The sequence below is a fragment of the Gelidibacter mesophilus DSM 14095 genome (assembly GCF_000423005.1).
GTDB lineage: Bacteria > Bacteroidota > Bacteroidia > Flavobacteriales > Flavobacteriaceae > Gelidibacter > Gelidibacter mesophilus.
In genome coordinates this window covers 160862-176084 of sequence record NZ_KE383968.1, presented here as the reverse complement: position 1 = coordinate 176084, position 15223 = coordinate 160862, and the positions used below count along the sequence as shown (strand labels likewise).

Annotated in this window: 14 protein-coding genes; 6 read left to right on the top strand and 8 right to left on the bottom strand. The window is 37.1% G+C overall.

The annotated features are described in order from the left end of the window. Positions 1 to 16: 16 nt before the first annotated feature. Positions 17 to 517, bottom strand: coding sequence for an RDD family protein (locus tag G525_RS21945; protein WP_157491984.1), 501 nt, complete (start codon positions 515 to 517; stop codon positions 17 to 19). 582 nt (positions 518 to 1099) lie between these two features. Here G525_RS21945 and G525_RS0118725 point away from each other — a divergent pair. Both G525_RS0118725 and G525_RS0118720 read left to right on the top strand, forming a co-directional pair. Beyond that, on the top strand, positions 1100 to 1834 hold the full coding sequence (locus tag G525_RS0118725; protein WP_027127506.1) for a LytR/AlgR family response regulator transcription factor: 735 nt from the start codon (positions 1100 to 1102) through the stop codon (positions 1832 to 1834). Between the two features lie 51 nt (positions 1835 to 1885). Next, on the top strand, positions 1886 to 3829 hold the full coding sequence (locus tag G525_RS0118720) for a tetratricopeptide repeat-containing sensor histidine kinase (protein WP_169514463.1): 1944 nt from the start codon (positions 1886 to 1888) through the stop codon (positions 3827 to 3829). A 122-nt stretch (positions 3830 to 3951) separates the two neighbouring features. On the opposite strand, the gene G525_RS0118715 is transcribed toward G525_RS0118720, so the two are convergent. Beyond that, a complete protein-coding gene (locus G525_RS0118715; RefSeq protein WP_027127504.1) occupies positions 3952 to 4584 on the bottom strand; it encodes an FEKKY domain-containing protein in 633 nt (210 codons plus the stop codon). Between the two features lie 253 nt (positions 4585 to 4837). Then, entirely contained in the window at positions 4838 to 5404 is a 567-nt protein-coding gene (locus tag G525_RS0118710; RefSeq protein ID WP_027127503.1) for a DUF3109 family protein, read from the bottom strand. Between the two features lie 133 nt (positions 5405 to 5537). On the opposite strand from G525_RS0118710, the gene G525_RS0118705 reads away from it, so the two are divergent. Continuing rightward, on the top strand, positions 5538 to 6125 hold the full coding sequence (locus G525_RS0118705) for a MarC family protein (RefSeq protein WP_027127502.1): 588 nt from the start codon (positions 5538 to 5540) through the stop codon (positions 6123 to 6125). A 219-nt stretch (positions 6126 to 6344) separates the two neighbouring features. Further along, the gene (locus tag G525_RS0118695; protein WP_027127500.1) at positions 6345 to 6947 is read left to right on the top strand and encodes an FAD-dependent oxidoreductase; all 603 of its coding nucleotides are present in this window, start codon (positions 6345 to 6347) and stop codon (positions 6945 to 6947) included. 101 nt (positions 6948 to 7048) lie between these two features. Here G525_RS0118695 and G525_RS0118690 read toward each other — a convergent pair whose 3' ends face one another. The 5 genes from G525_RS0118690 to G525_RS21445 form a co-directional block, all read right to left on the bottom strand. Next, positions 7049 to 8641: a S41 family peptidase gene (locus G525_RS0118690; RefSeq protein WP_027127499.1), complete on the bottom strand. Its 1593-nt coding sequence runs from the start codon at positions 8639 to 8641 to the stop codon at positions 7049 to 7051. Further along, on the bottom strand, positions 8641 to 9072 hold the full coding sequence (locus tag G525_RS0118685; RefSeq protein WP_027127498.1) for a deoxycytidylate deaminase: 432 nt from the start codon (positions 9070 to 9072) through the stop codon (positions 8641 to 8643). The genes G525_RS0118690 and G525_RS0118685 overlap by 1 nt, the downstream gene beginning before the upstream one ends. A 129-nt stretch (positions 9073 to 9201) precedes the next feature. Beyond that, the gene (locus G525_RS0118680) at positions 9202 to 9792 is read right to left on the bottom strand and encodes a HupE/UreJ family protein (RefSeq protein WP_027127497.1); all 591 of its coding nucleotides are present in this window, start codon (positions 9790 to 9792) and stop codon (positions 9202 to 9204) included. 211 nt (positions 9793 to 10003) lie between these two features. Next, a complete protein-coding gene (gene dinB / locus G525_RS0118675; RefSeq protein WP_027127496.1) occupies positions 10004 to 11221 on the bottom strand; it encodes a DNA polymerase IV in 1218 nt (405 codons plus the stop codon). Positions 11222 to 11463: 242 nt separating this feature from the next. Next, positions 11464 to 14511, bottom strand: coding sequence for a DNA polymerase III subunit alpha (locus G525_RS21445; RefSeq protein WP_051210018.1), 3048 nt, complete (start codon positions 14509 to 14511; stop codon positions 11464 to 11466). 157 nt (positions 14512 to 14668) lie between these two features. Here G525_RS21445 and G525_RS0118665 point away from each other — a divergent pair, with 157 nt between their 5' ends. Then, a complete protein-coding gene (locus G525_RS0118665) occupies positions 14669 to 14929 on the top strand; it encodes a hypothetical protein (protein ID WP_027127495.1) in 261 nt (86 codons plus the stop codon). Then, the gene (locus tag G525_RS0118660) at positions 14907 to 15221 is read left to right on the top strand and encodes a type II toxin-antitoxin system RelE/ParE family toxin (protein ID WP_027127494.1); all 315 of its coding nucleotides are present in this window, start codon (positions 14907 to 14909) and stop codon (positions 15219 to 15221) included. Before G525_RS0118665 ends, G525_RS0118660 begins: the two co-directional genes overlap by 23 nt. The last annotated feature ends 2 nt before the right edge of the window (positions 15222 to 15223 follow it).

The window sequence follows — 15223 nt, the reverse complement described above, 5'->3', positions numbered from 1 at the left end:
ATAATTAGGATGTTTATTAAGATAAATGGCCTATTTGATCGAGTTCATTGGCTAATAGCTTAGCGGCTTCAAAGGCTTCACTATCGACGACATAAGTTTTTGAAATGGAATCATGCCAACCTTTACCCTTGGTTCCTAAAAAGGATAAAGCATCAAAAGGGATTAATCTGCAAAAACTTCTGATAAGAATATCCTTCGGGGTAGGTTCCTGTCCATTCTGCAAGATCACTTTTGTATTAGTAGCATATTTTCCCAAAGATTTAGAAGTGAGGCTTTCAAAAAGGACATAGTAAAATATGAGTAGCACATAATTGAAGAGCAATTCTTCAGCAAAAGAGATGTCTAACAAAAAATCGCTAAGCCCATAATAACCGATGTACTCTGCCAGGTAAACAGAGGCGTACCCTATACCAAAACTGATTGCATATTGTGGGATTAAATCTATAAGATAATTGATGAAACGCTTGCCATTGCTGGCCAACATGCTTTCAGTAATTATAATATTTTGGGACCTCATATTAAAAACAATTAAAGCTTCCAAATATAGGGTTCTCGTTCAAGAATAAAAATATAAAAAGTGAAGCTTTAATTTTTAATAACCTGAAGCCAAATTAATCGTCTTCAGAGTAGTGACTCATCTTCATTTAGACCCTAATAATTTAAGAGAGTACAAGGTTTATGAAAATTTAAAAGGAACGTCTTTTGACGTTCCTTTTTTAAACAATAATTAACTAAACTAACTGAAATTATTATTAGAAAATAGCGTTATAAAAGATAAATGTCTATTAAAAAAGTCAGGGTTTGACCCCTGACTTCTATTGATTAATAGCATTTAATCTAAAAGTGAATCCCCACGATCACTTCTTATTAGGTAATTAAATAAATCCCTTTGTCAAATGTCGATAATTTTACCTTCAAATTTATAGACTTTTGTATAGTTGGTATGAAAAACTGTATAGTTGGTAATTGTTATTTGTTACGCAATATAAATGAAGTGGATAAATTGTATTAATTGTTATAATATGCATATTATACAGGAAATAATGCTAACCATACATTTTTGCATCAAAGCCAAGACTAATATTATTATATTTAATCTATGATAAAAGCTGTAATAGTTGACGATGAGCCAAAGGCTATTCAAAGTCTCACTTGGGAACTTTCAAATTTTAGTGACGACATTCAGGTTATCAAAACATTCACCAGTCCTGAAGAGGCTATTGATTATTTAGATAATAACCTGTTGGACTGTTTGTTTTTGGATATTCAAATGCCCACCATGGATGGATTTCAGTTCTTGGAAAAGCTTTCCAACAAAGATTTTGCTGTGGTAATTACCACAGCCTATAATGAATTTGCAATAAAAGCTTTAAAGAATGATGCCATAGATTATTTGTTGAAGCCAATTGACTCCGATGATTTGGAAGAAACTATAAAAAAAATCAAAAAGTACAGTTCTAAAATGGTTGCTTCTTCTAAAATTGAAGAGGTATTGCTCAATTTTAATTCAAAATTTGATCAGAAAAAGATTACTATAAACACCGATGGTAAACTCATTTTTTTAGATGCGGATGAAATCTTATATGTGGAATCCGATGGAAATTATAGTACGATTGTGGTGGAGAATGGCCAAAACATTGTTTTGACCAAGAAGTTGAAAGAAATGAATGGCGTTTTACCTGTAAATCAATTTTTCAGGATACACAATTCCTACATTATCAACTTAAAAAAAATTAAAGAATTTATAAAAAATGAAGGCTATGTTATTTTAGAGTCTAATCATAAAATACCGGTAGCAAGACAAAGAAAATCAGACTTTCTAGAAAAGTTATAAGACATGCAGCAAGTTTCCCTAAAACATATAGCATTTATTAAAGGATATGTTATGCCTTTTCTTACCGGCATGTTGCTTTTTGGTGCTGTGGTTTCTCTTCAGGCCCAAAATGAAAAGCCGAGTGATTTTGAAAGTATCTTACAACATATGAATAATTCATGGCCTAAAGAATACGCGGCAATTGATGAGCTATTTTCAGGGTTTAGAAATGACAGTTTGGTTTTGAAAAGCTTGGCAAACAGAGCATCAAAAGCCCATGCCTTAGAGGTTGAAAGTTATGCTTTTAATAAGTTGGGTGAAATTTATAGAAATAGATCTTTTTACGAAACCGCCTTAGAGATGCATAAAAAGGCACAAAAATTAGCTCAGGAAGCTCATAATATAGAGTTGGAAGTTATTAGTCTCAATATGATTGGTGTGGTTTACAGACGGATGGATTTCATTAAACCAGCTCTTGATTATCATAAAGAAGCTTTGGATCTCGCCAATTCGGCTGAAATAACAACGCCAGAATTAAAGGCGAGTATTGCCGTATCCCAAAACAGCATGGGAAATGTTTATTTGACTTTAAAACAATATGATTTGGCCATTGAGCAATTTGAAAAGTCATTAGTTATTGAAAATCAAACTGGAAATAGACTGGGCTTGGCCATCAACTATCATAATCTGGGCTACGCTGATGAGGCCAAAGGACTTCTCGATTTGGCATTAGTAAACTATAAGCGTTCTTTGGATTATAACGAACAGATTGATTCAGAAGTTGGCCGGGTCATTTGTTACAATAGTATTGGACAGGTTTATATCAAACAAAAAAAATATAAGGAAGCTAAAACGATCATTGAAGAAGGCTTGAAAAAAGCACTTCGATTGGGGGATCAATATTATATTTCTTATGCTTATATCAATTTGGGCTGGGTACAACAAAAGTTAGGAATGGATAGTTTGGCAGAAATTAATCTTAAGAAAGGATTGGACGTTTCTGGGACCTATGGCTTAAAAACATCGACCGTTGATGCCCATAAACGTTTGGCTGATTTATATAAGAAAAATAAAGATTATGAAGCAGCATTAAATCATTATGAGAAAGCGGTTGAGCTTGAAAACACCATTTTCACTGAGCGTAATATGCAATATGTGAGTGATATCATCATACAATATGAGAATGAGGCCAAAAACAACCAAATTATACAATTGGCCAGTGAGAATGAATTGGTGAAATCAAAGCTCCAACGCAATCAAACCATTTTTTGGGCAGCTCTTTTGGTTTTGGCAATTATTGCCGGTATTATGATTGCCATAAATAGGAATAGACAGTTGAGTCATGAAAAGCAGATCATCACCCTCGAGCAAGATATGCTGAGAAGTCAGATGAATCCACATTTCATATTTAACTCTTTAAATTCTATCAAACTCTATATTATCAATAATGAAAAAGAAAATGCAGTTTATTATTTGAACAAGTTTTCAAAATTTATCAGGAAAATATTGATTGCCTCAACCGAAAAGGAAATTTCTTTAGAAGATGAATTGGATACGATGCAACTTTACATGAACATTGAAAATATTAGATTTTCCAATGAAATCAGTTTCACGGTACATGTTGAACCTGGGATTAATACATCCATCATTAAAGTGCCGTCTCTTATTTTACAGCCTTTTCTTGAAAATGCCTTATGGCACGGACTGTCATCTAAAAAAGATAATAAACAAATTGAATTGAGAGTATATAAGGTAGATAATGATTTTATAAATGTTTCAATTACAGATAATGGTATAGGAAGAAAAGCTTCTGAAGAAATAAATCACGGCAGAGTCTTGAAAAGAAAATCAGTTGGCTTGGCTATTACTAAAGCGCGGTTGGCTAACTTTTCCAAACGTTTTACTACAGATTATAAAATGGACATTGAAGATATGTACGATGCTGATGGGAAGTCTTTGGGTACCAAAGTTATTGTGCATATTCCAACAAGTGCGAACAATTTAAAGACAGCATGATTTTTAGTTATAAATGACCTAGTGTGCATATGTGCCATTGTAGCATTGAGTCTTATAAATTAAAGGTTTCTCGTGAAGAATGAATTTGTTTAAGGTGTTAGCTCGAGCTTTCATTTTGGATTTCAAGTGCCCTGCATTCCGAAAGGAAGCATCGGAAGTTTGTTTTTCCATCCTTTTCCATATTTTAAGTTCAAATACGTTTCAATTCTTTTGTTATTGGCCATTGCTATTTTAAACGAAACGGGATCAATAACACAATTTTGGCTAATAAACCCAACGCCAAATTCATTTTTAAAAGATTGAACACTTTCAGAGTTTAATGAAACCAAACCATGACATATAAAGTTTATGGTGTTCTGGGTAATGGCTTCTTCAATTTGTTCTCTTGAGAAATCAGAGATGTTTTTTATCAAAAAAGAATTTGGAATGCTGCTCAAATCAACACGTTCAGGTTTATTTTCCAATTTAATGATTACAGTGCTTTTCCGATGGGTTATCTTAACAGGGTTAGGGATAAATGCACGAACGTCCTCTGAATAAAATTGAAAATTATAAGATCCATTTTCGGGAAGATCAATACTAATATTTTCCAAGGAATGAATTGGCACACTTTGATTGGTTGCTGAACTATAGAAAACACCAGAAATGGTGGTTTTGTCACTATGATTTTCAAAAACTATGGTTGCTGTTATTTGAGCCGATAACGTAGAGGAGAAAGAGATTGTGACTATTAAGATGCTAATAACTGTCTTCATAAAAGCAATATTTAAATTTTATCAAAAGTAGCGTTATGAGCGGGTATTCTCAATAGTGATTTTGTGTAACAGCTATTTCAATGCGTGAATTGCCGTTTTGGGTGAGTCGCTTACTACTTCAAAACACCTACATAGTTTTTTCTTAAAGCATCATAAATAGTGTTCTCGATGAAGATCCGATGAGATATTAACGGTTTGAACTATCCTGAAAGTATGGTAGTAATAAGTATGAATTTCTGTAAAAAGATATCAACTAACGATGATTTTCGGCCACTTTCTCCAATTCCATATACCAATCTTCGCCAAATTTTCTGATAAGGGCCTGCTTTACAAATTTATATACGGGTACTTGAAGCTCTTTGCCTAAAGTACAGGCATCATCACAAATTTCCCATTTATGATAATTGATTGCTGAGAATTCAGAGTATTCTTTAACGCGGATGGGGTATAAATGACATGAAACCGGTTTCTTCCAATCAATTTCACCTTGGTTATGAGCCTCTTCAATAGCGCAAAGGGCTGTTCCTTTTTTGTCAAAGAACACATAGGCGCAATCTGCCCCATCAATTAACGGCGTTTCAAATTCGCCATCTTCCGTAGTGATAAAAGTGCCTTGCGCCTCAACCGCCTCAATTCCCGATTGACGCATAAAAGGTTTGACCTTAGGATAGATGTCCTGCATGATTTTGGTCTCAGCCAATTCTAAAGGCGCACCGGCGTCGCCGTCAATACAACAAGCACCTTTGCATGCAGATAGATTGCATACAAAATCCTTTTCGATGATGTCTTCTGAAACAATAGTTTTTCCTAATTGAAACATAATGTATTGGCTTAAAAATGAGTTCTTTTTAGTGCAAAAATGGGAAGCAAAAGTAGCTAAAATTTATAGTTATTTTGCATTAAGAATCAGTATTAATAATCTACTTTTGCAAAAAAATTAAAAGCTTAGAAGTATGCAATTTGATTTTAAAGAAATATTCACGGCGTTTATGATTCTTTTTGCGGTCATTGATATTATTGGTAACATACCAATAGTTATCGATTTACGTAAAAAATTCGGACATATTGAAAGTGGTAAGGCTTCTCTTATTGCTGGTGTCATCCTTATTATTTTTCTATTTATAGGTCAAAACATTTTGTCTCTAATTGGAATTGATATCAACTCTTTTGCGGTGGCAGGTGCTTTTATTCTATTCTTTATTTCTTTGGAAATGACGCTTGGAATTACGTTGTACAAGAATGAAGAGAGCGGCAATATGACCGCAACGGTATTTCCATTGGCGTTCCCATTGATTGCAGGTCCTGGAAGTTTAACAACATTGCTGTCTTTACGAGCTGAATATTCTGTAGAAAATATCATTGTTGCGGTTTTGTTAAATGTTGTTGTTATCTTTGTGGTGTTAAAGACCTCAGCAAGAATTGAGCGGTTTTTGGGACCAAGTGGTATCAATATCATCCGTAAAATATTTGGTGTTATTTTATTAGCCATTGCAGTGAAATTATTTGCAGCAAATATCAAGACCTTGTTTGAGATGTCTTAATTTAATAATCATCTTTTATGAAAATTTTATCTATAATTTTAACGGTTATCGCATTGGGGCTCATTGGTTTTAATGTGACAAAACTTAATTTCAATAATCTATTTGGTGGAGAAAGTATTGTAGGGTTGATTACTATACTTTTATCTCTTTGTGCGATTGTTCTCTTGCAGATTCTAAGAATTTCAAAACGCATAGAGAAACTTTCTAAGGAGAAGCGCAATGTATGACGTTTTAATTGTTGGTGCTGGCGCTGCTGGAATGTCGTGTGCATTGGTATTGGGCTCGGCAAAAACAAAATCGTTTGCTGAAAACAAGCGTATTGGTTTGATCGCTCACCAAAGAACGTCACATTTGCAAACCGCTTTGTTCAATAATGTTTTGGGTTTAGCGCCAGGAACTCTCGGTTCAGATATCTTGATACAAGGTAAAGAACAACTCGATACTTTATATCCACATGTAGAACAGATTGAGAATGAAAAAGTAAAATCCATATCAAAATCTTCTGAGGGTTTTACAGTTACCACCACTAAAAAGACCTACCACACAAAAATTGCTGTTATTGCTGTAGGATATACCAACCTTATCACCATTGAAGGTCTCGAGTCATATATTGAGCCACACCCAAAAACGGTTGCTGAAAAGGAACGTATTTGGTTAAAAAATGAAGATCATAAAATAGAAGATGGACTTTACGTTGCAGGAACTCTGGCGGGATGGAGAAGTCAGTTTGCTATTGCCTGTGGTAGTGGCGCCCAAGTGGCAACTGATGTGTTGACTCTTTGGAATGATGGAAAGCACAGCCACGTGCACGATAAAAACTAAAGACGAAACGCAGAATACCGGTGTTTAGAGTGGCTAGCTGTAAGGATGATTTCCAGTTAAAAATGCAAATAGTTCATAAACAAGATTAATAGAAAGTGGCTCTATTGCTCGATGCTCAGCTTGATGACTTCTTGTACCATCTCATCCGAAGCGTTTAATATTTCCTCAGAAGTGTTTGAGCCATAAAGCTGATCGGCTAAGGCAGCCTTGATAAGCTGTTTCATTTCCTTATTATAGGCCACAAAAGTTACTCTGGTGCCTCCTCTTGAATTCAAATAGTCCTGAAAGCGCATGACAACCTCGTCATCGACTTCAAAATCAGAGATGAAATCCTGTCTGGAAATATCTTTGTAATTTTTCCGATCTTTATCCAGCTCTTCAAAAACAAAGTAATTAATAAGTCCGCTATGTCTAATGAAATTTAAAGTTTCATTCTGAATACTGGTGTCCAAAGGCACGAAAATATCAGGAATAATCCCTCCGCCACCATAGACAATTTTTCCTTTAGGCGTCGTAAACTTTAAGGAGTCTGCCACTTCAATATTGACGTCATCGTTAAATTCGCCACTGCTTCGACGTTTGTAATAATCATTGTAGTATTCTTCGTTATGGCCATTTTCATAAGGACGTTGTATGGAGCGTCCTGTTGGAGTATAATATCTAGAGACGGTTAAACGTACGGCGCTACCGTCACCCAATGCCATTTCACGTTGTACCAAGCCTTTTCCATAACTTCTGCGACCAACTATCGTCCCTTTATCATTGTCTTGCAATGCGCCGGCAACAATTTCACTTGCTGAAGCTGAATTTTCATTGATCAAAATAAACACTTCGCCCTCTTCAAAATCGCCTTTACGGGTAGCGAAGCTTTTTTCAACGCGTCCAGATTTGTTCTTTGTATAGAGAATCAATTTTCCATTTTCCAAAAATTCATCGACAATCTGTTCGGCAATTGCCAGAAAACCTCCAGGATTATTTCTCAGGTCCAATACCAATTTGGTAGCACCTTTGTCTTGCATAGCATCCAGTGCTTTTTTGAATTCTTTATATGTGGACTCCGCAAACCTATTGATTTTAATATAGGCCAATTCGTTGGTAAGCATATAAGCTGCATCCACACTATTGATAGGAATGTTTGCGCGTTTTATGGTAAAATCAAGTAAATTTTCTTCCCCTTTTCGGAAAACTTTCAATTTTATCTTGGTGTTTTTATCGCCTTTAAGTTTCTTAATAATGTCTTCATTACTCCAATCACGTCCAAAAATAGAATCGTTATCGGCCATGATAATCCGATCCCCACTTTTAATCCCTGCGTTTTCACTTGGGCCTCCTTCAAGAGGTCTGATCACAGCAATAGTATCTTTGTAGGTATAGAAACTCACGCCTATGCCTACAAAATCACCTTTCATGTTTTCAGTAACCCGTTGTAGCTCGTTTTTAGGAATGTAGGTGGAATGCGGATCGAGTTTGTCTAAAATTCCATTGACCGTAACATCCACAATGCTATCAGTATTGACATCATCTACATACTCATAATCTATATAATCAATTAACCGGTTGAGCTTGTCCTTTTTACTGTTTGAAGTGAAGAGACGGTCAGACGTATCGGTGAAATTGAGTTTTCCGCCAATAAGGACGCCAGCTGCAATGGCAACACCAATAATTAATGGAATATATTTTTTATTAAAAGCCATTATGCATTTAAATCTTCAATATGTTGTAATTCGATACCGGCTTTCGTCAAAAATTCGAGCCCTGAATCATCTTTGTAGCCTTCTTTATACACAACACGAATGATGCCAGCTTGATGGATCAATTTACTGCATTCCTTACAAGGTGATAAGGTAATATATAAGGTGGCGCCTTTACAGGATTGCGTTGAGGCTGCCACTTTTAATATGGCGTTGGCTTCAGCGTGAAGCACGTACCATTTGGTATATCCCTCATCATCTTCGCAGTAATTTTCAAAACCTGTAGGAGTGCCATTATAACCGTCAGAAATAATCATCCGATCTTTAACAATGAGGGCGCCAACCTGCTTGCGTTTGCAATGGGAGAGCTTGCCCCATTCTTTAGCTATTCTTAAATACGCTTTGTCGTAACGTAATTGTTTTTTCTTTGGCATTAATTTATTTTTTATTTGGCTGCCCTAGTGCCACTGATTATTCTCTGTTGCAAACCTACAACGAATTTAAAAGCTTCGTATTTTAATTTTTACAATTTAGAGTTAAAGTTTTAGGTAAACCTTTTGGCATTAGGTAAATAACGGATTGTTTAAGAGCATCGGGATTACCAATCCTACAACAACAGCGGAAAGAACCACAATCCAGTCCCGTCTTGAAAACCTGAAAATGGTCTGACATAAAAAGCCTAAAAACAGGACCACAAATACAATGATTATTTGTGCTAACTCTATTCCTAAGGCAAACTCAATGAGAGGCAATAATTTATTTTCGGCTCTGCCCACAAACATTCTGAATTCTCCAGCAAAACCCAATCCGTGAATTAAGCCGAAAAATAATGTCGATAAAAATAGAATTCCAATTTTCTCACTTGGAGCTTTCTTTCCCGCGGTAAACACGTTGTATAAGGCTACAATCAAAATGGTTATTGGAATCAAAAATTCGACTAAACTGGCATTGACGCTAACAATTCCGTAAACGGCCAATACTAAACTGATGGTATGACCTAACGTAAACATGGTAACTAAAAGTAGAATGCGTTTCCAATCCTTAAACATATAAGGAACCGTAAGAACCAATAAAAACAGGACATGATCGTAGGCTTGGATGTCCAAAACATGGTTCATGCCGTACTTTACGTTAAACCAAAAATTGTCGAGCATAAGTTTGTTATTTGGGTAGCATCAAAGGTACGAGGAATGGGAGTAGCTGCAAAATATATTTTGAAAAACGATTGCCCGAATAAATCTCGAAATTAGAGTCTTATGAGACTTACAGTTCATTTCGACCTTGGTAGAAAACTTAGGAACGCTTGAGATTAATGACGACTTTTTTTAATCTTAAACAAGAAACAAGAAACAAGAAACCCAGAGCCTAAAACTTTCGATGCGGCAACAGTGGTGGTGGTTCTCCATTAAACGGATTCCACCGGCCGATGGAGCGCGCTTCCATGCCAGCGGCACTAATAACCGCTCTGTCGCCATAGCGTTCGCGCATTTTGTCAATCGCTTCGCTTAAATGAAGAAATTTCGTGTCGTCGTCAAATAAATTGACCTGATGTCCGCCTTCTACCAAATGACTGAACTTAACACCGATCAGCCGTACTAAAAGCCGTCTTTTATAAAGCTTTTCAAATAAATCCAACACGACGGGAATGATATTATGATCCATGGCGCTATACGGAATACGCTGCTGTTGCGTGTAAGTCTGAAAATCAGAATAACGGATCTTGAAAGTCACACATGCCGTTAGTTTATTGCCGCGACGTAGCTGATAAGCCAAATTCTCGGCCATAGCAATAACAATCCCTTTCAGTTTTGCCATATCTGTGGTGTCTTTATTGAAAGTACGCTCGGTAGAAATGGATTTTCGTTCTTGATATTGAATCACTGGTGAAGGGTCAATACCGTTGGCCTTATTCCAAATGCCGAGGCCGTTTTTACCGAGCACTTTATACATGAGCTCCATAGGCATTTCTTGAACAGTTTTAATTTGTTTGATGCCCAAGTCGCACAGAGATTTGTAAGTCACATCGCCCACCATCGGGATTTTCTTAACGGACAAAGGTGCTAAAAATGGTTTTTCGTTCCCTGAAAGAATTTGGATTTCGTTATTGGGTTTTGCCTCTCCTGTAGCAATTTTGGAAACAGTTTTGTTGAGCGACAAGCCAAAGGAAATGGGCAGTCCCGTTTCGCGCATGATGCGTTGGCGCAATTCTGAAGCCAATTTGTGACAGCCAAAAAACTTGTCCATGCCCGTCAGATCGATATAAAACTCGTCAATGGATGATTTCTCATATAGGGGCACGGTGTCTTTGATGACGTCTGTCACATTTTGTGAAAATTTGGTGTACGTGCCGGCATCTCCACGAAGAATGATGGCTTCTGGGCAGAGCTGTTTTGCCATGCGCATAGGCATAGCGGAATGAATCCCAAAGGTTCGTGCTTCATAACTACAAGAAGCCACAACGCCTCTATCGCTGGTGCCACCAATAAGTACGGGTTTCCCAATCAAGCGACTATCGAGCAGGCGCTCGCAAGACACGAAAAAAGTGTCGAGATCCATGTGTACTATGTTGCGTTGGGAGGTCATGTGTTATAAAGGGGGTTTAGAGGATAGAGGGTAGGGGGTAGATGGTAGGGGGTGGGCAGGAAAAACAAAGAGGATAGACATAAGATATAAGATTTGATTTGGACGTGTTTGAAAATTGATACTTTATTCCCATCAAGGGAGCTTGATGCCCAAAGACTTGCCTCATATTAGTTCTGTTTAATATAACCATCCATTTTAGCATCTCGATAATTTTAGAGAGAATCCTTGGTAGCAATAAAAATTCATGACAATACCTCTGATGTCAACTTCAACTTCGATTTTCGCACCAAGCCGCCACTGAAGTCCCCTTTCCTTGGGGAAGGGGATTTAGGAGATGGGCTTGTACTATACCTCGGATCCTCAATAACCGCTAATCGTTCCATATGGCTCACTTCAATAGTGACGCAATCAAATTCAATCACCACCTTTCCTGTGATGCTATAAATACCTTTCCCTCTAAAAGGATATCTGGCGGCTACAGGCGGAAAGTGTACCGTGTCCACAAAATCACCATCGCGATCCAAGAAATTTCCAAAATGCATGATTTTCCCATTCGTGGTTTTGGTATTTTTGGCGGTAATGAGATACCCTTCAATGGTAACGGTCTTTCCTTCCAAGGGAGCTAAATGTTTTGCCCGTAACGGATTTACAGAACGTTTTTCCAACAGGTAAAACGGATTGCAGAGAGGAAAGCCCAACAGTTCAATTTCATCAAAGGCGTTTTCCAAAGCAGTACTTGGCAATTCAGGCGTTTTATAGTGGATACGTTCGGCTTTAAATAACGTAAAGACAGGTTCCTGAACGGCATGTTTATTGATTTTTAAGTGGGCTTCCCAAAGCAGTTCGCGTTTGTTGTTGCCAGTAAATCTGAAGGCATTTATTTTTATCAATATTGAAATCTGTTCTATGGAAATGGGCACCCGTTCAATAAAATCGTCCAAACTCAAAAAGTTACCCTGTGCATTGCGTTCTTTCACGATGCGTTTGATGGTTTTTGATTCAAAAGATTGCAGGAGCATAAATCCGAGGTAAATTGTTCTCCCATGAATGATCGTTTGTGTAAAACTGGTGTTGACGCACGGTGCCTCTATAGTTCCGCCATCCATTCGCGCTTCCTGAACATAGAGTTCTGTGCTATAGAAACCGCCAAAATTATTGATTGTGGCCACCATATATTCCAATGGGAAGTAAGCTTTCAAAAATAAACTCTGGTAGCTTTCCACAGCATAGGATGCAGAATGGCCTTTGGCAAAGGCATAGCCTGCAAAACTTTCAATCTGTCGCCAAATGTCTGCTACCAATTCATCTGGTTTTCCTGCTTTTTTGCAATTATCAAAAAATTGTTGTTTTACTTTCATGAATTCATCCCGCGATCGGAATTTTCCAGACATCCCACGTCGTAGCATATCGGCCTCTCCTAAAGTGAGTCCGCCAAAATAGTGCGCCACCTTGATCACGTCTTCCTGATACACCATCACGCCATAAGTTTCTGGCATGATGTCGAGCAATACTTTTGGAGCATCCTTACGACGTTCAGGATCGCGATACCGCAAAATATATTCGCGCATCATCCCACTTTTAGCAACGCCAGGACGGATTACAGAACTGGCAGCCACCAAGCCCAAATAATTATCGACCTGTAATTTCCGCATGAGCATACGCATTGCAGGAGATTCTACATAAAAACAGCCGATAGCTTTGGCGTTTTTGAGCAAATGTTTAATGCGCAAATCTTGTTTGAAGCGTTTGATGTCGTGGATGTCAATGAGCGGTTTTTCAGGATGGTTATAAGCAACAATTTCGGTAGCTTCCTTAATTTTTCCGAGTCCGCGCTGACTCAAGATATCAAATTTATAGAGGCCAATATCTTCAGCTACAACCATATCAAATTGTGTGGTGGCATACCCTTTTGGCGGCATAAAAGTGGCCCCATAATAATGGATGGGCTTTTCGGCAATTAAAATTCCGCCTGCATGAATGCCTAAATAGTTGGGAAAGCCTTGAATATAAGTGCTGTATTTGATCACGAGTTGAGACAGTTTATCCAAGTGCTGAACGTTATATTTGCCTTTAGTGAGCAGGTCCATTTCTGCTTTTGGAAGGCCAAAGACTTTCCCCAACTCCCTAACGGAGGCTTTGAATTTAAAAGTGTTATAGACGGCGATTAAAGCGGTATTCGTGAATTTTGAAAAGATGAAATCTGTAATATCATCGCGATCGCGCCATGAAAAATCAAGATCAAAATCGGGCGGGTTCTGCCTAAAAACGTTGATAAAACGTTCAAAGTATAGGTCGAGTTCCACCGGGTCCACATCTGTAATTCTGAGTAAATACGCCACAATGCTATTGGCGCCACTGCCACGGCCCACGTAAAAGTAATTCTTGCTCCGGGCGTATTTGAGAATCTTCCAATTGATCAAAAAATAGGAGACAAAGCCTTTTTGTTCAATGATGGAGAGCTCTTTTTCAATACGGGTAAAGATGCGTTCGCCGGGTTTTTTATAACGGTAATGCAATCCGTCATAAGTGAGTTTTCTAAGTAACCTTAAATCTAATGCTTCATTATGAGTGTAAGAGTGTTGGTTGTTTGGATTTTCTTGTGAAAAATCAAAATCAATACTACATTTTTCAAGAATGGTCGAAGTGTTTTCCAGCAGTTCAGGAAATTCATTATAAGTAGCACACAATTCCTGATAGGGCAACATTTTGTCCGTTTCCAAACCTTGTTCGCTTTTTGAAAGTTTGCTCAATAAGGTATTGTTGTCAATGGCACGCAATAAGCGGTGGGTATTAAAATCTTTCTTATTCTGAAAAGAAACGGTCTGTAATACGACCAATTTATGCCGTAGGGAATTCCATTTTGAGAATTTGAGATGGTTAAGATCCTGGGGTTTGATGCCTAAGAATTCGTGATCTTTAAGTTGGTATGTTTTTTTATGGATATATGGGTAGATTACAAAAACATCTTGTAGTTCTGGAGCCATTTCAGGGATTTCCAATTCAGAATTGTGCAGGAATTCGGAGAGGTAATGATTAATGTTTTTGAATCCGTTATTGTCTTTGGCAATAAGAATAAACCGTTGTTGGGCCCCATTTCTAAAATCGACACCCAATACTGGTTTTATTTTGTATTTTGATGACAATCTCACAAAGTCCAAACATGCTGATGTACTATTAATATCTGTCAACGCCAGAGTCTGTAAGCCATTTTCTGAAGCAATAGCGAGCAATTGCTCGGGCTTGATAGTGCCGTAGCGAAGACTGTAATAGGTGTGGCAGTTGAGATACATGAGGTATTGAATTTATTATTTTTCAAAATTAACTATTATATGTAGTAAGTCTTGCTTATATTTGTAGTAAGTTTAAGAATCAAGAATCAAGATGATTGAGACCGATGACTTAAGATTCATGCCGGAAGATTGAAAGAGAAATTTAATTTCGTTAATTATGGAAACAGAAATTTTAAAAATCGCTGTGGCACAACGTATTTTGGGCCTTTCGAATAGACAGGTATTGGAGAAGGTTAAAGACCTCTTGGATAAGGAGAATGTCTTTGCTTATGATGTGAACGGACTTCCAATTTCTGAACATGATTATATTGAAGATTTAAATGCGTTGAATGTTGAGATTGACACTAAAGAAGCTTCTCTAAAGACAACTTTTGATGTTTTAAAACCTATTGCAGATGATAATAAGTTGGCACTCTAAAGCCGTTGAGGATCTTCGTGAGAAGATAGAACTCATGGTCCAAAGAAAACCGCAAAATGCGCTGTTGGTTTTAAAAACATTTTCCAAACTTTGTGATAGTTTGGAAAATGATCCTTATAAATACCCGATGGAGCCTGTTTATAATTCAGAAAACATTCGGTTTGTGACCAAATGGAGTTTTAAGATCATTTATAGAGTGGAAGGAGATCATATCTATATTTTAAGGATCTTCAATAGCTATCAAAATCCGAATAATGTCTTTGAGTTGAGTCTTCCGTTTAAGGATTTTTGAAA